This window comes from Marivita sp. NO-S04, assembly GCF_059070475.1.
Window position 1 is genome coordinate 3,365,106 of sequence record NZ_CM180980.1, and the last position, 19,223, is coordinate 3,384,328.

The following is a 19,223-nucleotide window of genomic DNA, read 5'->3' on the forward strand; positions in this document are numbered from 1 at the left end:
TTATGCCACGCGGACGATCTCGGCGGTGCCGAGGGCGTTGAAGCGGTTCATGAGGGCGATGCGGATGTGGATTTCGGCGGTCTGTCGGTCGGGGTCTCTTGCCATGATACGCTCGCCGAAGGATTTCAGGCAGCGCATCTTCGCCTCGATCCGGTTGCGGGCGTGGTATCCGGTCCAGCGTTTCCAGAACGCCCGCCCGTAGTATCGCGTCGCGCGCAGGGTGTCGTTGCGGGCGCGTGCAGCCGGGCAGTCTTCTTTCCAGAGACGTCCGTTCTTTCGGATCGGGATGATCGGAACGGCGTCGCGTTCGATGATGGCCTTGTGGCAGCGGCGTGTGTCGTAGGCGCCGTCGGCGGTGACCGTGCCTATCTGCTCACCTGCCGGGATCTGGCCGAGCAGGTCGGGCAGCACGGGGCTGTCGCCGTCGCGGCTGGGGGTGAACTCGACTGCCCGGATGTCCGAGGTGGTGGTGTCCATGGCCAGATGGACTTTGCGCCATTGGCGTCGGCCTTGCACCCCGTGCTTGCGGGCCTGCCATTCGCCATCGCCGAGGAACTTGATCCCGGTGCTGTCGACCAGCAGGTTCAGCGGGCCGTCCGCACGGCGATACGGGACCTGGACGGCCAAGGTCTTTTGCCTGCGGCACAGCGTGGAAAAGTCCGGCACGGGCCAGTCCAGGCCGGCCAGTCGCAGCAGGCTGGCCACCATTCCGGCGGTCTGGCGCAACGGCAACTTGAACAGGACTTTGATCGATAAGCAGAACTGTATGGCCGCATCGGAAAACACCGCCGGACGTCCGGGTCGACTGTCACGCGGCGCGCGCCAGGTCATGTCCTTGTCGACCCAGATGAGCAGAGACCCCCGCTTCCTGAGTGACGCGTTGTAGCTGGACCAGTTCGTCGTGCGATAGCGGGCGGGAGATGGCTTGCTCATGCACCGCGTCTAACGCCATGGATTCGCGAAGTGAATCCTTCGTCGTCAGACTTTTGCAACAATGCCGCGTCAGACATTGGATCGATTGGCAGGCATCAGGTCAATTGATCCGCTGAATTTTGTCGATGAGACATAAATTCGACAAAAGTCCTTATTATTTCGTCGTCAAGGCCGTACACTTAGGTGTGCTTATGCATTGTAACCAGTGACGCGCAGTAAGACGCGATAAGGAGGAGCAGACTGATGCGTAGAAAAGTGACCAAAGCCGTTTTCCCGGTAGCTGGACTTGGAACACGCTTTCTTCCGGCCACGAAATCGGTGCCGAAAGAAATCATGACCCTCGTGGACCGGCCACTGGTGCAGTACGCGATCGACGAAGCGCGCGCTGCCGGGATCAAAGAATTCCTTTTCATTACTTCGCGCGGCAAAAGTGCGCTTGAGGATTACTTCGACGAGTCGCCCCTTCTCGAACGCGAACTGCGCAAGAAGGGTAAGCTGGACATCCTCGAAGATTTGAAGGCCACCAATATGGAAAGCGGCGCCATCGCCTACATGCGCCAGCACAAGGCATTGGGTCTTGGCCATGCCGTTTGGTGCGCACGCCGCCTCATCGGGGATGAGCCCTTTGCCGTCATGCTCCCAGACGACGTGATCTCGGCGGAAAAGCCATGTTTGCAGCAGATGGTCGAAGCCTACGAGGAAACCGGCGGGAATATGGTCGCCGCGATGGAAGTGCCACATGAGAAAACGTCGAGCTACGGCATTCTCGACATCAAGGAAGACATGGGGTCCATGGTTTCGGTCAAGAACATGGTCGAGAAGCCGAACGTAGAAGACGCACCGTCCAACCTTGCTGTGATTGGTCGCTACATTCTCGATCCGCAAGTGCTCAAGAACCTCAACAAGCTCAAGACCGGCGCAGGTGGAGAGATCCAGCTGACTGACGCCATCGCGCAAGAGATCGACGGCACCGGCGTTTACGGATACCGCTTCCGGGGGCAGCGCTTTGACTGCGGCTCGAAGGCGGGCTTCCTTCAGGCAACGGTGGCCTTCGGGTTGGCGCGCGACGATCTGAAAGACGACCTCCGTGGTTTCCTTAATTCGGTGATGCACATCGAAAACGCAGCGGAGTGATCCGTGACGCGCCCGCGTCCGACACATCACGACGCGGGGCCGTGTCCCAGTGTCCCCTGTCGTTCATAGCCCCGGTTCTGCGCATCTTCTGGATGTCACGCGGACGGTGCGGCGTGCCGGGATGCGTCCGACAGGGATTGACCGGATCGAACGGGCCTATATCGACCACCTGATTGACGAGAGTTATTGTCAAATCTGGTGCCCAAGCGATCATCATGCGGCGGTTAGCTGCTGGTTTATTGGCTTGATGCCGTTGACGAAATCGACGCCCTGGATGACGTCGGCGAGATGAACGAAGCCGCGCAGCTTGCGCCAGCTTTGCTCAGCGCATTGTCCGAGTTTGAACATCATGTGAAGCATGCCGTCCCGGCTGAGACAGCCTTTGGTGCGCTTGGTCCGGTGCCGGATCGTGGCGAACGCGCTTTCGATCGGGTTTGACGTCCGGATGCTCTGCCAATGCTGGGCTGGGAAGTCGTAGAATGTCAGCAGTTCATCCCGATCCTTGATCAGGCATTCGGTCGCCTTCGGATATTTCGCCTCGAAGGTTTCGATGAACAGATCGAACGCAGCATGGGCATCCTCGCGGGTCTCGGCCTGCCAGATGTCGTGAAGCATCTTCTTAGCCTTGGGCTGGGTGCGCTTGGGGAGGTAATTGAGCACATTGCCCGTTTTATGCATCCAGCAGCGCTGTTGGCGCGTGGTTGGAAGAACCTCTTCCAATGCCGCCCAGAACCCCATGGCCCCGTCACCGGTGGCCAGCTTCGGAGCAGCGAGCCCACGGGCTTTGAGGCCGAGAAGCACCTCGCGCCAGCTTTGCGTGCTTTCCCGGACGCCATCTTCAATGGCCAGAAAGTGCTTCTCGCCACGGGCGTTGACCCCGATCACAACGAGCACGCAGAGCCGATCATCAGTGTCACGGAGCCCGCTGTAGATGCCGTCCGCCCAGATATAGACCCACTCGTCACGGCTCAGATCGGCCTTGCGCCAATCATTGTATTCCGCCGCCCACTGGCCTTTCAAACGTGAAATTGTCTTGGCAGAGAAACCGGTTGCCTCCGGGCCCAAGAGCATCTTCAGAGCCGCGCCCATTTCGCCTGTCGAGATACCCTTGAGATAGAGCCAGGGCAGCGCGGCTTCGATAGTTTTGGCCTTTCGGACGTAGGGCGGCACAAGCGCCGAGCGGAATGTCACGGGCTTGCCGTCCTTCGCCCGTACCTTCGGCACTTTCACCGTGACCGGTCCGATCCCGGTCTGCACCGCGCGCTCTGGATGATATCCGCTGCGAACAACCGCAGCACGGCCTTCTGCTGTCCGGCGTTCAGCAAACGCGGCGAGAAAGGCGTCTCTCTCAGCTTCAACAGCGGCCTGAAGCAATTCCCGGGCTCCTTTTCGCAGAAGGTCTGTCAGCGGGTCCGTGATGGCGTCTCGACCCGCAAAATCGATGATGGTAGCGTCGTCCATGATGGTGGTGCTCCTTTGGATGGTGGCTTGTGTCGCAACAACAAACCAACCAGATGCACCGCCGTCATTCAAACCGCCCAGACACCAGATTCAGCCATAACTCGATTGACGATCCGGCCCCTCTTTTCGGCCTCGTCCGCACCAAGCTTGGCTTTCTTTTGCTGGACAAAGACGGCTGCAGCCAACTGCTAAGTCATTGCGATCAGCCGATCTGGACACAGTCAGATTTGCTGTCCCGCTTATCCCGAACACAGGATGCCGCGCGGGCGAATACGGAAACTGGCCTGCGCCGGATCGCGACAGACCGAGCCATACCGTCACGCTTGGCAAAGATGCTGAACCGAAACCTGCCTGCAGGCGCGGTTTTCCTGAATGTCGGGCAAAGCAATTTCAACGACGTGATCGTGCATAGCCTGCGCACCTGCAAAGGGCTTCGCATCGCAGTCTACGTGCATGATACAATCCCACTGGACTGGCCGGAGTTTCAAACTCCAAAATCGCGTCAGGCCTTCAGGGCTTTTTTTGACAGGGTCGATCGCAATGCCGATTTTGTCTTCTGCAATTCATCGGACACGCGCACACGTGTTCTGTCCGATGCCCGCCATCTTACGGCAGATCGGGTCCGCGTTATCCTTCCAGGGCTCCCGGATATTCGCGTTGATGATCCGCCAACCGGGTCTTGGACAGGCAAGCCATACTTTATGGCGATCGGAACGATAGAGCCCCGCAAGAATGTCGGTTTCCTGCTGGACGTTTGGAAAGGGTTTACCGGTGCAACCGATCCGCACCTTGTTCTTTGCGGGCGCCGAGGCTGGATGAACGAAGACGTTTTCAATCGGCTGGATCAGTCTCCGCCCAATGTGCACGAGCTTCCCGCCCTGTCCGATCAAGAGATGTGGGGTCTTCTTGAACAGAGTAATGGCTTGCTTTTCCCAAGCCTTGCCGAAGGCTTTGGTTATCCGGCTCTCGAGGCAATCCGACTGGACGTTCCGCTGATCTGCAACCCTTTACCCGTTTTCAAGGAAGTCCTCGGCAACTCGCCTATTTACGCAGATGCGTCTGATTGCTACCTTTGGCAGCAAGAAATTAAAAAACTGGCGCACAGACGTCGGGATCGAAGCGGTGAAAGGTACTTGGTTATGTCTTTAGAGACTCCGACTTGGCAGGAGCATTTCAACCAACTATTCACATCACTTTGATACTGGCGTGTGGCGTGCGACCACAAACACAGGCAGCTGACTCTTGGGAGTGGTGCAAAGATACGGTTTGAGACTTCAGCGCAAACGCTGGAGATTTCGCGCGTTTCGTAAACGCCGCGAGCTAAAACCTGTGTCCAATCGCACGGACCTGATCCGCAAAACGGATATCCTCCTGTTCTGCACTGTTCGTAATGAAGGCGTGCGCCTGCCCTACTTCCTTAAGTATTATCGAGAAATGGGGATCTCCCATTTCTTTATTGTCGACAATGACAGCACGGACGGCACCGCCGAGTTGCTGGCCGAGCAACCCGATGTATCGGTTTGGCACAGCCGCAAAAGCTACAAGCGGTCCCGCTTCGGCATGGATTGGATCAATTGGCTGCTGCGCAAATATGGCCATGATCACTGGTGCTTGACCGTCGATCCCGATGAATTCTTCGTCTACCCGTTCTGCGACTCGCGTCCGCTGCCCGCCCTGACGGACTGGTTGGATGCATCCTCGATCCGGTCGTTCAGTGCGATGCTGGTTGACATGTACCCCAAAGGGCGCATCGACGCGGTGCCTTATCAGGCGGGCCAGAACCCGATGGAAATCGCGTCTTGGTTCGATTCCGGGAATTACACGCTGAAACGCAATCATCTTTTGGGGAACCTTTGGATTCAGGGGGGACCACGCGCACGGGTGTTCTTTGCCGACCGACCCGAAGCTGCGCCTGCGTTGAACAAGATCCCGCTGGTCAAATGGCACCACCGATACGCCTATGCCAGTTCGACCCACATGCTTTTGCCACGCGGTCTGAACAAGGTTTACGACGAATGGGGTGGTGAAAAAGCGTCTGGTGTTCTGTTGCACACAAAGTTCATCAGCACGTTCAATGAAAAAGCGATGGAAGAGCTGGAGCGCCGCGAACACTACGCGGGCAGCCTTGAATACGTCGCCTATGCGAATGCGCTGCAGGATAATCCCGAGTTGTGGTGCAAGTGGTCCGAAAAATACATCAACTGGCGCCAGCTTGAAATTCTTGGCCTCATGTCGATGGGCAACTGGGCATGAGCATCGGTATCATCATGCTCGCGCACACGGCCCTTCATCGGGCCGAGCAAGTCGCACGTCACTGGACCAAGGCAGGCTGTCCAGTGGTGATCCATGTTGATCAGGTTGTGTCGCCGAAGCGCTATAAGATTTTCACCGATCGGCTGAGCGATGATCCTTTGGTGCGCTTTTCACGCCGCCATCGCTGCGACTGGGGCACGTGGGGTCTGGTCGCGGCCAGTCAAAACGCCAGCGAACTTATGTTGGCCGAATTCGAAGATGTCAGCCATGTCTACCTCACGTCCGGGTCATGCCTGCCGCTGCGCCCGGTTCAGGAACTGATCGACTATCTCAAGGCGCGGCCGCGCACCGATCACATAGAAAGCGCAACAACCGCGGATGTCCCTTGGACGGTTGGCGGATTGGATGAAGAGCGTTTCACCATGCGGTTCCCGTTCTCATGGCGGCGCAATCGGTATCTGTTTGACCGCTTTGTCGAATTGCAGCGCAAGGTTGGATATAAGCGCAAGATCCCCGATGGTCTGACGCCGCATATGGGCAGCCAGTGGTGGTGCCTTACCCGCCAGACTTTGGCTTCGATCCTCGAAGACCCCAAGCGCAAGGTCTACGACCGCTATTTCCGCCATGTGTGGATTCCCGATGAAAGCTATTTCCAGACGTTGTCCCGGTTGTATTCGACCAACATCGTCAGCCGATCTCTGACGCTCTCGAAGTTCGATTTCCAAGGCAAGCCGCACATCTTTTATGATGATCACCTGCAACTGCTGCGTCGGTCAGACTGCTTTGTTGCGCGCAAAATCTGGCACAACGCCGACCGACTGTATGAGACGTTTCTGAGCCCCAAACCCGGTGAGTTGAGCCTGCAGGAACCCAACCCCGGTAAAATCGACCGCATCTTCGCCAAGGCGGTGGATCGGCGGACGCGAGGGCGGCCTGGGCTTTACATGCAGAGCCGGTTCCCCAATGAGGATTGGGAGAACGGGGTCACTGCCGCCAAGTATTCGGTATTCCAAGGATTCACAGAGCTTTTCACCGATTTTCAACCGTGGCTGGCGCAAGTCACTGGCGCGCGGGTGCATGGGCACCTGTTTGCGCCTGACAGGGCGCATTTCGCCGATGGCCAGACGGTGATGAATGGCGCATTGTCCGACAACGCGACGCTGCGCGACTACGACACCAAGATGTTCCTGACGAACCTGCTGTGGAACACCCGCGGCGAACGCCAATGTTTCCAGCTTGGCCCAAGCAGCACGCGTCACGTTGTGTGGGACATCGCCAAAGATCCGAACGCACAGGTTTTTGTCATCAGTGGCGCTTGGGCGATCCCGCTGTTCCAATCGAACCAGAGCTTTGCCGAGTTGCGGCGCGAGGCGGCGCAGTTGCAGAAGATCGAGACCGAGATGCTGGATGCTTTGCGGTCGCCTTATTCGAAATGCCGCAGACGCATCTGGACGATGGCAGAGTTCATTGAAAGCCCGATGGAAGCGATACAGGTCATCGTGGATGAAATCGGTACGCAACCGCACCGGCGTCTGACCGAAGCGCCCAAAATGGTGGACTTGGCTGGCTTTGGGCAGTTCTTGCAGAACCTCAAGAACCAGGGGATGCACCCTTATCTGATGGGTGACTTCCCTGCCGATCCGATTGCCCAAGGCCCAGCTTTGAACGCACCGCGCCCCCGCCCCTATCTTGTGAAGAAGTGACGCGTGGCTGGTTCGTTAGATCTGTTTGTCGTTTTCCCCGAGATGCGAACAGGGTCCAATCTGCTCGAAGATTACCTGAACCAGATCAACGGCGTGACCTGCCACGGAGAAGCGTTCAACCCCAATTTCATCGGCTACCCGAACCGCGATGACATACTTGGCATCACCCACCGGCAGCGCGAAGACAATCCCGACCGCCTTTTGCGGGCGATCCGTGAAAAGACCGATGGGTTAGGCGGGTTCCGCTATTTCCACGACCATAATCCGCGGGTCCTTGCACCAATCCTGTCGGATCCGCGCTGCGCAAAGATCATTCTCACCCGCAATCCGCTGGACAGCTACATCAGTCTCAAGATCGCACGGGCGACCGATCAGTGGAAGCTGACCAACGTCAAGAACCGCAAGGAAGCGCAGGCTCATTTCGATCTGCCTGAATTTGAGCGCCATCTGGGCCGGACACAAAGCTTTCAACTTGAGGTCATGCGCGCATTGCAAGTGACCGGGCAAAGCGCGTTTTATATCGGCTATGACGACCTGCACGATACAGAAGTGCTTAGTGGGCTTGCACATTGGCTTGGGGCGCAGGCCAATCCTGATGTCTTTCAGGCCAACCTCAAGCCACAGAACCCACAGCCTCTGTCGGACAAGGTGGTTAACTACAGCCAGATGGAAGTGGCGCTGCGCGCGCTTGACCGGTTCGATCTCACGCGCACACCAAATTTCGAACCGCGACGCGGGCCCGTTGTGCCAAGCTATGTGGCCTGTGCCCGCCATCCTCTTCTCTATCTGCCGATCCGTTCGGGGCCGGAAGACAGGGTCACGGCATGGATGGCAGAGCTGGATGGCGCGGGGACCGAACGCGTCACGAATTTCAATCAGAAAAGCTTGCGTGGCTGGTTGCAGGACAATCCCGGACATCAGCGGTTCACGGTGCTGCGTCATCCTTTGGCACGCGCTCATGCGGCCTTTTGCGACAAAATCCTGAACACCGGGCCGGGCAGCTTTGCCAAAATCCGCCAGCAACTGGCACGGTTTCACGATCTGGATCTGCCAGAGGATGCAAATGACCCCGGCTATGGTCCGTCGGCGCACAAGGCCGCGTTCGAGGGGTTCTTGCGGTTCTTGCGGGCCAATCTGAACGGCCAGACCAGTATCCGTGTCGACGCGCATTGGGCCAGCCAAGTGGCCTGCCTTCAAGGAATGTCAGAGTTTTGTCTTCCCGACCGCCTTTTACGCGAAGACGACCTGCCTGATGCATTGCCGCAGATTGCGGCTCAGCTTGGGGTCACCGCCCCCCCGGAGTTTAACAGCGCACCAGATGCAAACACCCGGCGTTTGTCGCAGATCTACGACCAGTCGCTGGATCAGCTATGCCGCGACGCGTATCCGCGTGACTACACGATGTTTGGATTTTCCGACTTCCGCACGCCTGCTTAGGCAGCCGCTCTGCTTACGCCGCCTGCACAGCAGGAGCTTCGGTGATGATGGTGTGCAGCGTGGCCGGATCGGGGTTCGCCCGCAGTTTCGCACAAAAGCTTTGATCCCGCAGAGTACGCGACACAAGGGCCAGAGCTTTTAGATGTTCGACGCCTGCATCTTCGGGTGCGAACAGCGCAAAGATCACATCCACAGGCTGGCGGTCGATCGCTTCGAAATCAATCGGCTTTTCCAGCAGGATGAATACGCCCACCACCGATTCAACCCCGTCAAGCCGCGCGTGAGGCAGAGCAACGCCATGGCCCACACCGGTGGGGCCAAGGCTTTCGCGTTCGAGCAACGCCTCGACGGCGCGCTGAGCAGAGATGCCATAGGCAGACTCGGCCACGTCGGCGATATCGTGCATCAAGCGCTTCTTGCTGGATGCACTTGTCACCGCCTTGACGGCCTTTGAATTCAAAAGGTCTGCAAATTTCATGTGCTGCTCGTTATTGGGACGCAGGACGCCCGTATATCGATATTATGGATCAATCCAGCCGATGTTTCCATCTTCGCGGCGATATACGACGTTCACACCGTCCTTTTTGTCATTTCGGAACACCAGAACGGGCAGTCCTGCCAACTCCATCTGCATCACCGCCTCGCCCACAGTCAGGGACGGAATCTTGGTCTCCATCTCGGCGACGATAATGGGCTGCAACGATTCAGGCTCGTCGTCATGTGTATCAACTTCGCTGGCGAGGATATATGAGGATGCCCCAAAGAGTTCAACTGGTTCCGTACGGTCCTTGTGGTGATCTTTCAGACGGCGCTTATAGCGGCGCAGCTGCTTGTCCATCTTTTCGCAACAGGCATCGAAAGCTGCGTAGATTTCTGTCGCATGTGCCTTGGCGGTGGCGTTCAAACCGGTGGACAGGTGAACCACTGTCTCACAAACAAACTCGTGGGCGCTCTTGGAGAAGACAACGGTCGCATCCGTCGGACGACCGGCATACTTGGCCAACATCGCGTCCAGTTCGGTCTGCACATGGGTCTGAAGGGCTTCACCTACATCAATCTGTTTGCCGGTTATCTGGTAACGCATAGGATGTCCTTTTTATTGTTTTGGTTCTGCAGCCGAACTGCACCGGCAGGGCCGGGCGACAGGTTCGGAAGCAAAAGGTAGATGGCGTACTGACCGTTGTGTTTCATTGTCCAGCCGAGGTGGCAGGCGGAGCGGAACTTGACGGTCTGAGTGTTCAAACGCCATGAGATCATTTCAATCCTGCGCGGGCTTCGTGTCAATGGTTTCCGTAAAATGGCGCGGGAATTATCCGATGCGGAAACTGTCGCCCAGATAGACCCTGCGCACGTTCTCATTGCGCACCACTTCATCGGGTGAACCCGACATCAGAACTTTGCCATCATGCAAGATGTAAGCGCGGTCCACGATCTCTAGCGTTTCACGGACGTTGTGATCGGTGATCAGCACACCGATGCCACGTTTTTTGAGATCGGCAACCAGATGACGGATGTCTCCGACGCTGATCGGGTCCACCCCGGCAAAGGGTTCATCCAGCAGCAGGTACTTGGGATCAGCCGCCAGACAGCGGGCGATCTCGACACGGCGGCGTTCGCCACCCGACAGCGCCAGCGCAGGCGCGCGGCGCAGGTGTTCGATGGAAAATTCGCCCAACAGCTCTTCCAAGCGTTCGCGCCGCTTGTGGCGGTCCGGCTGGCTGATGTCGAGAATGGCGCTGATGTTATCCTCGACGCTCATGCCGCGGAAGATCGACATTTCCTGCGGCAGATACCCGATTCCCATCCGGGCACGGCGGTACATTGGCAGGTAGGTCACGTCCTGTCCGTCGATCAGCACCTGCCCCCCTTCGGGGTTCACCAACCCGGCAATCGCATAGAAGGATGTGGTCTTGCCGCTGCCGTTTGGGCCAAGCAGGGCCACCACCTCGCCGCGATGCACCTCAAGTGACACGTCCCGGATCACGACGCGCTTTTTATAGCTCTTGCGCAGATGCCGGACGATCAGCCCGCTTTCTCCTTCGGTGACAGAGAGGTTCGGGCCCGCCATCAGTTGTCGCCTGATTGGAACACGGTCCGCACCCGACCGTTCATCAGGGCGGTGCCCGCTTCGAGATCGACATCCATACTGTCGGACACCAGCGTGTTCGCGCCCTGCGTCAAAAGCACGTTGCCAACCATGCGAATGGTGCCGCGATTGACTTCGTATTCCGCTGTTTCGGCTTCCGCCGCCTGATCCCCATTAACAAGGGTCACTCCGCCGGTGGCCTGGAGCCGTTCAACCCCGCTTTGGTTTTCGGTATAGAACACCAGAACGCGCGGTGCAGACAGGCGCATTTCGCCCTGACCGATGACGACATTGCCCGTAAACAAAGCCGATCCATCATTCTGCGAGACCGACAGCGAATCCGCACTGACCTCAACTGGAAGCGATGTGTCTTGCTGCACGGTGCCAAAGGCAACCTCTGTCCCCTGCGCCTGCGCCTGCGCGAAACTCGCCACCCCGACCGCAAGTACGGTCATCACTGTTCGGATCATCATTTGGCCCCGTCTTGTTGCGGGATGTATATCAGCTTTACCCCATCCGTGAACAGCAACTGAATGTCCCGCGTTGTTTCATCCTCCTCAACTCGGAGTTTTCCCGCTGACAGGGTCAATCCGGGGCCATCCGCTTCGACATTAGATGTGCTTTCAATGGCAACGCGGTTGATCTCGGCATTAAGGCCTTCGGTACGCACTGTGTATCCGGAACTGCTTTCCAGAGTGACGCCTTCACGAAGCAAAAGTCGGTCGCCCTCTTCCATCTGGCCAAGCGTGGCGTCGATGACAATCCGATTGCCGTCGCGCACGTCGATGATCGCCCGCAGGTCATCCGCGATCATACCCGAGCTTTCAGGGTTGCTGAACCGCGCCTGACGGGCGGCCAGAGTCAGACCTTGCCCATTTTCGGTTGTTCCCGCGTAAAACGGGCCTCCGATCTGTTCAGTCAGCGTCGGGTCCGCCCCACCCGTCAGCAACGGGATGGTCGCTATGGGATCGGGACCACGCGAATACAGAAAGATGGTGGACAACAGCGCAAGTGCACCCAGCGGAAGCAGGATCTTCAGCCAGGCGATCAAGCGCGAATACATATTATATGACCGCGCGATCAGCTATGGGCGAAAATGTCGGTGTCCGGCCAACCCGCAAGATCAAGCTGTGCACGGGTCGGCAGGAAATCGAAACAGGATTGCGCCAGATCTGCACGATCTTCGCGTTCGAGCATGGCAAGCAAGGCGTCGCGCAGTTTGTGCAGATACAGAACATCCGACGCTGCATAGTTGACCTGTGCTTGGCTCAGGGTCTCGGAGCCCCAGTCGCTGGATTGCTGTTGCTTGGAAATATCGATGCCCAGAAGTTCCTGCAGCAGAACCTTGAGACCGTGACGGTCGGTATAAGTCCTGACAAGGCGGCTTGCGATCTTGGTGCAGAACACCGGGGCCGTCACGACACCAAAGGCGTTCTGCATGGCAGCGATATCAAAGCGACCGAAATGAAACAGCTTCAGCACCGTCGGATCCACCAACAGCTTTTCCAGATTGGGAGCCGAGGTTTGACCCTTTTCGATCTGCACAAGATGCGCGGTGCCATCTCCGCTGGACAACTGGACAACACATAGACGATCGCGATGCGGGTGCAGACCCATCGTCTCGCAATCGATTGCAACCTCTGGCCCCAAATCAAGGTCATCGGGAAGGTCACGGAAATGGACAGTGTGGGTCATCACGTTCGATCCTGCTCAGAGAAGTTTGAAGGCAGATAGACCTTCACCGATTGTGGCGCAACCTGCCCAAGCTCGCCACACTTTCGTCTGATTCTGACTTTTCAGACATGATTCGGGCTCAATCGTGACAAACGCTGTCTAAAGATAGACTCAATTATACCAAAAGTATTTCAATTTGTTTCACTCCGTGATCCACGGGCGCGCAGGCCTGCCGTGCGACAGATTGGGGAGGATCATATGCGCATTTTGAAACAATTGATCACATAATGTCCAAAGTCATGCATCTGTATCGTTGGCGATGTGGTAATCGAAAGTGTCGATCTTTCACCGCTACGTGTGATCTAAAGATACTAGTTTATCTTTAGCGATATGCAATTACCTAAAAGAGATGGCCAATCTTGCAGATGCAGCATTTTTTCCTACCGATCTGTCAACAAAACGCAGATGACCTAGGGTCACCGCAGCGCGGCGACTTAACCATCGACAACGACACGTCACAAAGGTCCGGGATTTTAGTGGGCTGGCGATAAATGTGATTGATTGCTGGATTTTTTCCAAAATGGACACACTCGAAAAACACGCATAGAGAGAACTTTTTACTGGGAATGCACGAAAAAGTTTTCCCCCGTTCCGAAAGTTGACCAAATTGAGGCATACCGCCATAAAGATACCATGCTTTGGCAGGTCACAATTCTGCCGCATATTCGTAAGGCACTTGGGGGTTGGTGCTTCCACTTGGGAGTTGCAAAAGGTTCGTCTGCTGAAATCTGCCACATAGCCTGAAAACCTGACCACCATTCTTCTTGATCGGATCAATCCTGTTCGCAGCATAGCGCGGCGAGCAACCGATATTTTCATGCCTGCGGCACCCAGCATGCGGCCCGAGCAAAGGGTCAACAGGGTGTTCAATGACACTGCACATGCGTCAACCAGGACCGAGCGTCGAAATCGAAACGATAGTGAATGCCGCGTTCTCGAAGTCGAACAAGAGCGACGTCTATCGTAATTACTTCAAGCGGGCTCTCGACATCTTTCTAGTCGTCATGGCCGCCCCGGCAGTTCTGCTGGTCATCGCCATCTGCGCTGTGATGATCGCCAAGGACGGCGGAGTTCCGTTCTACCACCAGACACGCGTTGGTCGGTTCGGCAAGACCTTCAAGATGTGGAAGCTCCGCAGCATGGTCATGAATGCGGACGTCGCGCTTGAAGAGCACCTGCGCACAAACACGGCTGCCCGCTTTGAATGGGACCGGAACCAGAAGCTGCGCAACGACCCGCGGATCACGAAAGTCGGCCGAATCCTGCGCAAGACATCGCTGGATGAGCTGCCGCAGCTTTGGAACGTTCTGAAAGGCGACATGTCGCTGGTTGGACCGCGCCCGATGATGGTCGAGCAGCAGTCGATGTACCCCGGTTCGGCATACTATGCACTGCGCCCCGGTATCACTGGCTTCTGGCAGGTGTCTGTTCGCAACGAAAGCAGCTTTGCCGAGCGTGCCAGCTACGACGCAGAATATCTGCGCAAGGTAACCCTGGCGCAGGACCTGACCGTCATGCTGAAGACCGTCAGCGTTGTAACGAAAGCCACCGGCTGCTGATCAGGCAGACCGGTGCGCAACCGCATGATGGCGCAAGGCCCGCATGAGATCATCCAAGGCCTTGGCATTCAATTCATTGATAAGCCGTCCCTGATCATCCCACTGCTTTGACGTCGCCGCGACCATCACTTCCGGTCCGGTCAACAGAAGAGGGCGGAACGGCGTGAGGCACAGGCGCGCCATGTTCTGGGTCCGCTCTCCTCCAGCACGGCCAGCCGCAGCCGACATTATGGCAACGGGTTTATTGGCCCAAGGTGTTCCTTTCGTCCGACTGATCCAGTCCAACGCATTTTTCAGCACACCCGAGATCCCCTTGTTGTATTCAGGGGTCGCGACAATGACAGCATCTGCTGCTGCGATTTGATCGGCCAAAATTTGCACCGCCTCGGGAATGCCGGACTGATCTTCCAGATCTCCATCGTAAAGTGGCAACCGCAGATTACCTTCGATGAATTCCGCCTCCCCAAAGCGCCGTGCGGCTTCCAGCATGAGAAGTCGGTTGGTCGAGGCACCACGCAAAGATCCGCACAGGCCCACAAGCTTCAAATCTGCCATAAGTCTACTCCGTACCAGTCACGATGACAGGTGGCGCACGCCGCCCTTCCGACAAGCGAAAAGCGACCAGCCGTAAAAAAAAGACCCGCGTCACGAAGATACGGGCCTTGATGTGGGACATGATCAGTGATCAGGCGTTGGGCAGGATCACAATCTCGACCCGACGGTTCTGCGCCCGGCCTTCCGGTGTGAGGTTGCTTGCAAGCGGCTGATCTTCACCGCGACCAATGCTTTGGATACGGAACGAAGGAACACCTTCGGTCATCAGGATGTTCGCAACGGATTGCGCACGCTGACGCGACAGGTTCAGGTTATACCCTGCATCGCCTGTGTTATCGGTATGGCCAAGAACCTGAACGGTGGTGTCCGGATAGGCCAACAGGCTTTGACCGACGGTGCGCAGGTCGCGTTGCAAGTCAGGACGCAGTGTTGCGCTGTCGGTTGCAAACAGGATGTCCTGCGGCAGCGTCACAATCAGACGGTCGCCGGTGTTCTGGATGTTGACGTTGCTGTTGCCCATCTGGGCGCGCAGATCAGCCTCTTGCTTGTCAAGCTGGTTACCGATGAGAGCACCGCCACCTGCACCAAGGATCGCACCTGCGGCTGCGTTGCGGCGACGCTCTTCGGGATCATTGCCCATCAGAGCGCCAATCACCGCACCGGTCCCGGCGCCGATCAAAGCGCCATTTTTGGTTTGGCGGTTCGGATCGTTCGGGTTGTTGAAATTGCCGGTCGTACACGCCGAGAGTGCGATGGCACTGCACAGCGCGACGGTCATGGGAAGTTTTGTAAATGTCATAGGTTTTTGCCTCGTCTATCTATGCCCGACTGTAGGGGTCTCTTTGCTGCTATGCGATAACATACCCCGGCAGAACCCGATTGTCGCGGGGAAATCGGCGCATTTCCGCGCAGGGCTCAGGCTTCGACGCGCGCGGATTCCCACGCAAGGATGCTGCGTTTGACGGGCAGACCCCAGTGATAGCCACCCAATCCACCAGATTTGCGCAGGGCACGGTGACACGGGATCAGATAGCTGATCGGATTGCGCCCCACCGCCGTTCCAACCGCACGCACCGCCTTGGGGTGACCGATGAATTCAGCGATCTCGGAATAGGTGGTGACATGGCCCGAGGGGATCTGCATCAGCGCCTCCCACACCTTGATCTGGAACGGTGCGCCAATCATGAACAACGGAACGTCACCGTCGGCCTGTCCAAAGGCGCTGCGCACCCAAGGACCAAGCTTGTCTGGCGCTTCGACATAGGTTGCATTGGGCCAACGACTTTGCAGATCGAGCATCGCTTCGGCCTCGGTGCATTCAGCGCCAAAGCCAATGCCGCATAGACCCTTTTCGGTGCCCATCACGAGCGCGGGTCCAAACGGACTGTCGAACCAGCCCCAATACACCGTAAGACCTTCGCCCTTGCGGGCAAAGTCGCCGGGGCTCATCGCCTCCCAACGCAGGAAGAGATCGTGCAGCCGTCCGCCACCGGACAATCCTGCCTCGTGGGCGGTCTCCAGCGTGGTAAACCGTTCCGCCAAAAGCGCCTTGGCGTGGCCCAGCGTCAGGTATTGTTGATAGCGTTTCGGACTGACGCCCACCCAGCGCGAGAACACTCGTTGGAAATGCGCGGGGCTCATGTTCATCTGGGCTGCAAGGTCATCGAGCGAAACAGCCGGTCCGCTTGCGTCGATCACATCAAGCGCGCGGCGCATGACGTGGAAATGATAGCCTTGGGTCTCGGACATGGTGTGGCCCCTCATTGCCATATTTGCGGTCCTGTTTGGCGCAACCGCGCGCACGGCGCGACCCGGTTTTTGCGCTTTACGCGATACCACTTTGGAAAGCCGTAGTGTCGTGCCATGCTGAATCATGAGCAAGACCGTTGAAACCTTTGGCCCACCATCCTCGCAGGCTCTGCAGGCGCGGGTATGGGCAAAATGGCAGGACCTGCGTGATGATCCCGCCATCGCCACCCACGGGCGTGCGCTGGCACTGGCGTCGCCCGAGGTCGCTCCACTGTCGCGCCAGGTCGCCATGGCCCGCGAGATGGGCGCCTCGGCCTGTGAGCATATACATGAGGCGGACGTTGCCGCCCGCTTTGCCGCGCTGGAGGGTGAAGGGCTGAAAACCGACAGCTTCGTCGATTGGCGCAGCAGTGCGGAAACCCTGCAGCTGGCCCGCGCGCGTCTGGCTGCCCGGCCCTTTGCCGATGACCTGACTTTGGGCCTCGTGGGGCCGGACACGCCTGCCGACATCATGGCCGGTCTTGATGCGGTGACGCAGGTTTGCGATATGATGTTGCCGCTCGGACCATTCATACGCGGCCTCGAACGGCCAGCAGTCTGCGCTTATGTGGCCGAACCGTCAGGGCGGATCGTCGGCACTTCGGCCTCGGTCGAGATGTACCACCCCGCCTCAGACTGGCCGGGGCTGTGCTGGTGGGGCATGCTGTCCACCCACCCGGACCGACGGGGCGAGGGCATCGCCAGCCGCCTTGGTGCAATAGTGCTGGACGAAATGAACCGTCGGCACGGCATGACCGAGTTCTTTACCGGCATCCGAACCGGCAACACCCCGTCCGAGGCGCTGTGCACGCAGCTTGGCTTTGGACCATCGCCGTATCATGTCGTTATTGCCATCGATCCAGAGCTGATGGCCGGGGGACGTCTGACCAAGTAACGTCAGTTTTCCGTTGCAGCCCCCGCCCGCCCCCGGCCATAAGACGGCGATGGCAAAACAACTCGATTATCACACGATCGGCGAGATCTTCACCCGCTTTCAGGCGGTGGACCCTGAACCCAAGGGCGAGCTTGAGCACGTCAACGCCTATACGCTGGTCGTTGCCGTCGCTCTGTCAGCGCAGGCGACCGATGTAGGTGTGAACAAGGCCACCCGCGAGTTGTTCAAGATTGCCGACACGCCGGAAAAGATGCTGGCGCTTGGAGAAGACGGCGTCATCGAACACATCAAGACCATTGGCCTTTACCGCAACAAGGCCAAGAACGTCATCAAGCTCAGCCAGATCCTTGTCGATCAATATGGCGGCGAGGTGCCCAATTCCCGCGCCGCACTGGAAGGCCTGCCGGGCGTGGGGCGCAAGACGGCCAATGTGGTTCTGAACATGTGGTGGGGCCATCCAAGTCAGGCGGTGGACACGCATATCTTCCGCGTCGGCAACCGCACCGGCATCTGCCCCGGCAAAGACGTGGTCGCAGTCGAACGCGCCATCGAAGACCATATCCCGGTCGATTTTCAGCATCACGCCCATCACTGGTTGATCCTGCATGGGCGCTACACCTGTGTTGCCCGAAAACCCAAATGCGGCGTCTGCGTGATCCGCGAACTCTGTCAATTCGAGGACAAAACCGAATGAGCAAGAAATACCAGGTTGTCGGCATCGGCAATGCCGTTGTCGACGTGATCGCACGCGCAGAAGACACGTTTCTGGACCTGATGGGCATCCAGAAAGGCATTATGCAACTGGTGGAACGCGAACGCGGCGAAACGCTCTATGCGGCAATGAAAGAGCGCGTACAGACGCCGGGTGGGTCGGTGGCCAACACACTGGCCGGGCTTGGCAATCTGGGGCTGCGCACCGCCTTCATCGGGCGGGTGCATGACGATGCTTTGGGGCGTTTCTACGCAGATGCGATGGAAAAAGACGGCACTGATTTCGTCAACGCGCCGGTCCCGGGTGGCGAATTGCCCACTTCTCGGTCGATGATCTTTGTGTCCCCGGATGGTGAGCGCTCGATGAACACCTATCTGGGCATCTCGGCTGAACTGGGGCCCGAAGACGTGTCCGAAGATGTGGCGGCTGAAGCCGAATTGGTGTTTCTCGAAGGCTATCTTTTCGACAAGGACAAGGGCAAAGACGCTTTCATCCGCACCGCCCGCACCTGCCGCGCCGCAGGAGGCAAAGCGGGGATCGCAATTTCTGACCCGTTCTGCGTCGAACGCCACCGTGACGATTTTCTGAACCTGATCGAACACGAAATGGACTACGTGATCGGCAACGAGGCCGAGATCATGTCGCTTTATCAGAACAACGATCTGGAAGCTGATCTGGCCGCTGTCGCCGCAATCTGCCCGCTGGTGGTGTGCACACGATCAGGCGATGGTGTGTCGATCATCCACGAAGGCGCACGTTATGACATTCCCGTCGAAAAGGTTGTGCCGGTCGATGCCACAGGCGCTGGCGACCAGTTTGCCGCCGGGTTCCTTTACGGCCTTGCCACAGGTCGCGACATGGACACCGCAGGGCGCATGGGATGCGTTGCGGCCGCCGAGGTGATCTCCCATATCGGACCACGCCCCGAAGCCAACCTGCAAGACCTGTTCAAGACCGCCGGATTGATCTGATC

20 protein-coding genes are annotated in these 19,223 nt (G+C 57.8%); 9 read left to right on the forward strand and 11 right to left on the reverse strand.

From position 1 onward, the window contains the following. Positions 1–933: an IS5 family transposase gene (locus ACK3EW_RS17170; RefSeq protein ID WP_493806415.1), complete on the reverse strand. Its 933-nt coding sequence runs from the start codon at positions 931–933 to the stop codon at positions 1–3. Positions 934–1,176: 243 nt separating this feature from the next. Here ACK3EW_RS17170 and galU point away from each other — a divergent pair, with 243 nt between their 5' ends. Next, entirely contained in the window at positions 1,177–2,067 is an 891-nt protein-coding gene (gene galU / locus ACK3EW_RS17175; RefSeq protein ID WP_493807117.1) for a UTP--glucose-1-phosphate uridylyltransferase GalU, read from the forward strand. A 213-nt stretch (positions 2,068–2,280) separates the two neighbouring features. Here the strand turns inward: galU and ACK3EW_RS17180 are convergent, their stop codons facing one another. Next, positions 2,281–3,528 (reverse strand): IS256 family transposase, encoded by a 1,248-nt coding sequence (locus ACK3EW_RS17180; RefSeq protein WP_493807118.1) that lies wholly within the window; start codon positions 3,526–3,528, stop codon positions 2,281–2,283. 29 nt (positions 3,529–3,557) lie between these two features. Between ACK3EW_RS17180 and ACK3EW_RS17185 the strand changes: the two genes are divergently transcribed. The 4 genes from ACK3EW_RS17185 (at position 3,558) to ACK3EW_RS17200 (ending at position 8,921) form a co-directional block, all read left to right on the forward strand. Next, positions 3,558–4,727: a glycosyltransferase family 4 protein gene (locus ACK3EW_RS17185; protein WP_493807119.1), complete on the forward strand. Its 1,170-nt coding sequence runs from the start codon at positions 3,558–3,560 to the stop codon at positions 4,725–4,727. Between the two features lie 67 nt (positions 4,728–4,794). Beyond that, positions 4,795–5,781: a glycosyltransferase family 2 protein gene (locus ACK3EW_RS17190; RefSeq protein WP_493807120.1), complete on the forward strand. Its 987-nt coding sequence runs from the start codon at positions 4,795–4,797 to the stop codon at positions 5,779–5,781. Then, positions 5,778–7,484 carry a DUF5927 domain-containing protein gene (locus ACK3EW_RS17195; protein ID WP_493807121.1) on the forward strand — a complete coding sequence of 569 codons (1,707 nt, stop codon included), beginning with the start codon at positions 5,778–5,780 and terminating at the stop codon, positions 7,482–7,484. Before ACK3EW_RS17190 ends, ACK3EW_RS17195 begins: the two co-directional genes overlap by 4 nt. Positions 7,485–7,487: 3 nt before the next feature. Continuing rightward, a complete protein-coding gene (locus ACK3EW_RS17200; protein ID WP_493807122.1) occupies positions 7,488–8,921 on the forward strand; it encodes a sulfotransferase family 2 domain-containing protein in 1,434 nt (477 codons plus the stop codon). Between the two features lie 13 nt (positions 8,922–8,934). On the opposite strand, the gene ACK3EW_RS17205 is transcribed toward ACK3EW_RS17200, so the two are convergent. From ACK3EW_RS17205 to ACK3EW_RS17230, 6 genes are all read right to left on the reverse strand, one after another. Continuing rightward, positions 8,935–9,399 carry a PTS sugar transporter subunit IIA gene (locus tag ACK3EW_RS17205; RefSeq protein ID WP_493807123.1) on the reverse strand — a complete coding sequence of 155 codons (465 nt, stop codon included), beginning with the start codon at positions 9,397–9,399 and terminating at the stop codon, positions 8,935–8,937. A 42-nt stretch (positions 9,400–9,441) separates the two neighbouring features. Continuing rightward, a complete protein-coding gene (gene hpf, locus ACK3EW_RS17210; RefSeq protein ID WP_493807124.1) occupies positions 9,442–10,005 on the reverse strand; it encodes a ribosome hibernation-promoting factor, HPF/YfiA family in 564 nt (187 codons plus the stop codon). Positions 10,006–10,230: 225 nt separating this feature from the next. Further along, positions 10,231–10,989: an LPS export ABC transporter ATP-binding protein gene (gene lptB / locus ACK3EW_RS17215; protein ID WP_493807125.1), complete on the reverse strand. Its 759-nt coding sequence runs from the start codon at positions 10,987–10,989 to the stop codon at positions 10,231–10,233. Continuing rightward, positions 10,989–11,477 carry a lipopolysaccharide transport periplasmic protein LptA gene (gene lptA / locus ACK3EW_RS17220; RefSeq protein WP_493809755.1) on the reverse strand — a complete coding sequence of 163 codons (489 nt, stop codon included), beginning with the start codon at positions 11,475–11,477 and terminating at the stop codon, positions 10,989–10,991. Before lptA ends, lptB begins: the two co-directional genes overlap by 1 nt. Next, the gene (locus ACK3EW_RS17225; RefSeq protein ID WP_493807126.1) at positions 11,477–12,070 is read right to left on the reverse strand and encodes a hypothetical protein; all 594 of its coding nucleotides are present in this window, start codon (positions 12,068–12,070) and stop codon (positions 11,477–11,479) included. The genes lptA and ACK3EW_RS17225 overlap by 1 nt, the downstream gene beginning before the upstream one ends. Before the next feature lie 17 nt (positions 12,071–12,087). Further along, positions 12,088–12,702 carry a ribonuclease D gene (locus ACK3EW_RS17230; protein WP_493807127.1) on the reverse strand — a complete coding sequence of 205 codons (615 nt, stop codon included), beginning with the start codon at positions 12,700–12,702 and terminating at the stop codon, positions 12,088–12,090. A 920-nt stretch (positions 12,703–13,622) separates the two neighbouring features. Between ACK3EW_RS17230 and ACK3EW_RS17235 the strand changes: the two genes are divergently transcribed. Continuing rightward, positions 13,623–14,300: a sugar transferase gene (locus ACK3EW_RS17235; protein WP_493807128.1), complete on the forward strand. Its 678-nt coding sequence runs from the start codon at positions 13,623–13,625 to the stop codon at positions 14,298–14,300. Here ACK3EW_RS17235 and ACK3EW_RS17240 read toward each other — a convergent pair whose 3' ends face one another. The 3 genes from ACK3EW_RS17240 to ACK3EW_RS17250 form a co-directional block, all read right to left on the reverse strand. After that, positions 14,301–14,855 (reverse strand): NADPH-dependent FMN reductase, encoded by a 555-nt coding sequence (locus ACK3EW_RS17240; RefSeq protein WP_493807129.1) that lies wholly within the window; start codon positions 14,853–14,855, stop codon positions 14,301–14,303. It lies immediately after the preceding gene. 130 nt (positions 14,856–14,985) lie between these two features. After that, entirely contained in the window at positions 14,986–15,654 is a 669-nt protein-coding gene (locus ACK3EW_RS17245) for a YiaD family glycine zipper/OmpA-like lipoprotein (protein ID WP_085632426.1), read from the reverse strand. Positions 15,655–15,770: 116 nt separating this feature from the next. Next, positions 15,771–16,604 (reverse strand): methylated-DNA--[protein]-cysteine S-methyltransferase, encoded by an 834-nt coding sequence (locus ACK3EW_RS17250; protein WP_493807130.1) that lies wholly within the window; start codon positions 16,602–16,604, stop codon positions 15,771–15,773. Between the two features lie 124 nt (positions 16,605–16,728). Between ACK3EW_RS17250 and ACK3EW_RS17255 the strand changes: the two genes are divergently transcribed. Genes ACK3EW_RS17255 through ACK3EW_RS17265 form a run of 3 tightly spaced genes read left to right on the forward strand, consistent with a single transcriptional unit; the run spans position 16,729 to position 19,221 of the window. Beyond that, complete coding sequence (locus ACK3EW_RS17255; RefSeq protein WP_493807131.1) at positions 16,729–17,538, forward strand: GNAT family N-acetyltransferase; 810 nt, start codon at positions 16,729–16,731, stop codon at positions 17,536–17,538. A gap of 49 nt (positions 17,539–17,587) precedes the next feature. Next, entirely contained in the window at positions 17,588–18,232 is a 645-nt protein-coding gene (gene nth, locus ACK3EW_RS17260; protein ID WP_493807132.1) for an endonuclease III, read from the forward strand. Beyond that, positions 18,229–19,221 (forward strand): adenosine kinase, encoded by a 993-nt coding sequence (locus tag ACK3EW_RS17265; protein ID WP_493807133.1) that lies wholly within the window; start codon positions 18,229–18,231, stop codon positions 19,219–19,221. The genes nth and ACK3EW_RS17265 overlap by 4 nt, the downstream gene beginning before the upstream one ends. Positions 19,222–19,223: the final 2 nt, after the last annotated feature.

Bases quoted from the DNA above. Each gene is read 5' to 3' on its own strand.
- ACK3EW_RS17230 (WP_493807127.1), bottom strand. From the start codon at position 12,702: ATGACCCACACTGTCCATTTCCGTGACCTTCCCGATGACCTTGATTTG.
- ACK3EW_RS17240 (WP_493807129.1), bottom strand. From the start codon at position 14,855: ATGGCAGATTTGAAGCTTGTGGGCCTGTGCGGATCTTTGCGTGGTGCC.
- ACK3EW_RS17255 (WP_493807131.1), top strand. From the start codon at position 16,729: ATGAGCAAGACCGTTGAAACCTTTGGCCCACCATCCTCGCAGGCTCTG.
- ACK3EW_RS17235 (WP_493807128.1), top strand. From the start codon at position 13,623: ATGCGTCAACCAGGACCGAGCGTCGAAATCGAAACGATAGTGAATGCC.
- hpf (WP_493807124.1), bottom strand. From the start codon at position 10,005: ATGCGTTACCAGATAACCGGCAAACAGATTGATGTAGGTGAAGCCCTT.
- ACK3EW_RS17170 (WP_493806415.1), bottom strand. From the start codon at position 933: ATGAGCAAGCCATCTCCCGCCCGCTATCGCACGACGAACTGGTCCAGC.
- galU (WP_493807117.1), top strand. From the start codon at position 1,177: ATGCGTAGAAAAGTGACCAAAGCCGTTTTCCCGGTAGCTGGACTTGGA.
- ACK3EW_RS17205 (WP_493807123.1), bottom strand. From the start codon at position 9,399: ATGAAATTTGCAGACCTTTTGAATTCAAAGGCCGTCAAGGCGGTGACA.
- lptA (WP_493809755.1), bottom strand. From the start codon at position 11,477: ATGATCCGAACAGTGATGACCGTACTTGCGGTCGGGGTGGCGAGTTTC.
- ACK3EW_RS17250 (WP_493807130.1), bottom strand. From the start codon at position 16,604: ATGTCCGAGACCCAAGGCTATCATTTCCACGTCATGCGCCGCGCGCTT.
- ACK3EW_RS17195 (WP_493807121.1), top strand. From the start codon at position 5,778: ATGAGCATCGGTATCATCATGCTCGCGCACACGGCCCTTCATCGGGCC.
- ACK3EW_RS17245 (WP_085632426.1), bottom strand. From the start codon at position 15,654: ATGACATTTACAAAACTTCCCATGACCGTCGCGCTGTGCAGTGCCATC.
- ACK3EW_RS17265 (WP_493807133.1), top strand. From the start codon at position 18,229: ATGAGCAAGAAATACCAGGTTGTCGGCATCGGCAATGCCGTTGTCGAC.
- ACK3EW_RS17225 (WP_493807126.1), bottom strand. From the start codon at position 12,070: ATGTATTCGCGCTTGATCGCCTGGCTGAAGATCCTGCTTCCGCTGGGT.
- ACK3EW_RS17180 (WP_493807118.1), bottom strand. From the start codon at position 3,528: ATGGACGACGCTACCATCATCGATTTTGCGGGTCGAGACGCCATCACG.
- nth (WP_493807132.1), top strand. From the start codon at position 17,588: ATGGCAAAACAACTCGATTATCACACGATCGGCGAGATCTTCACCCGC.
- lptB (WP_493807125.1), bottom strand. From the start codon at position 10,989: ATGGCGGGCCCGAACCTCTCTGTCACCGAAGGAGAAAGCGGGCTGATC.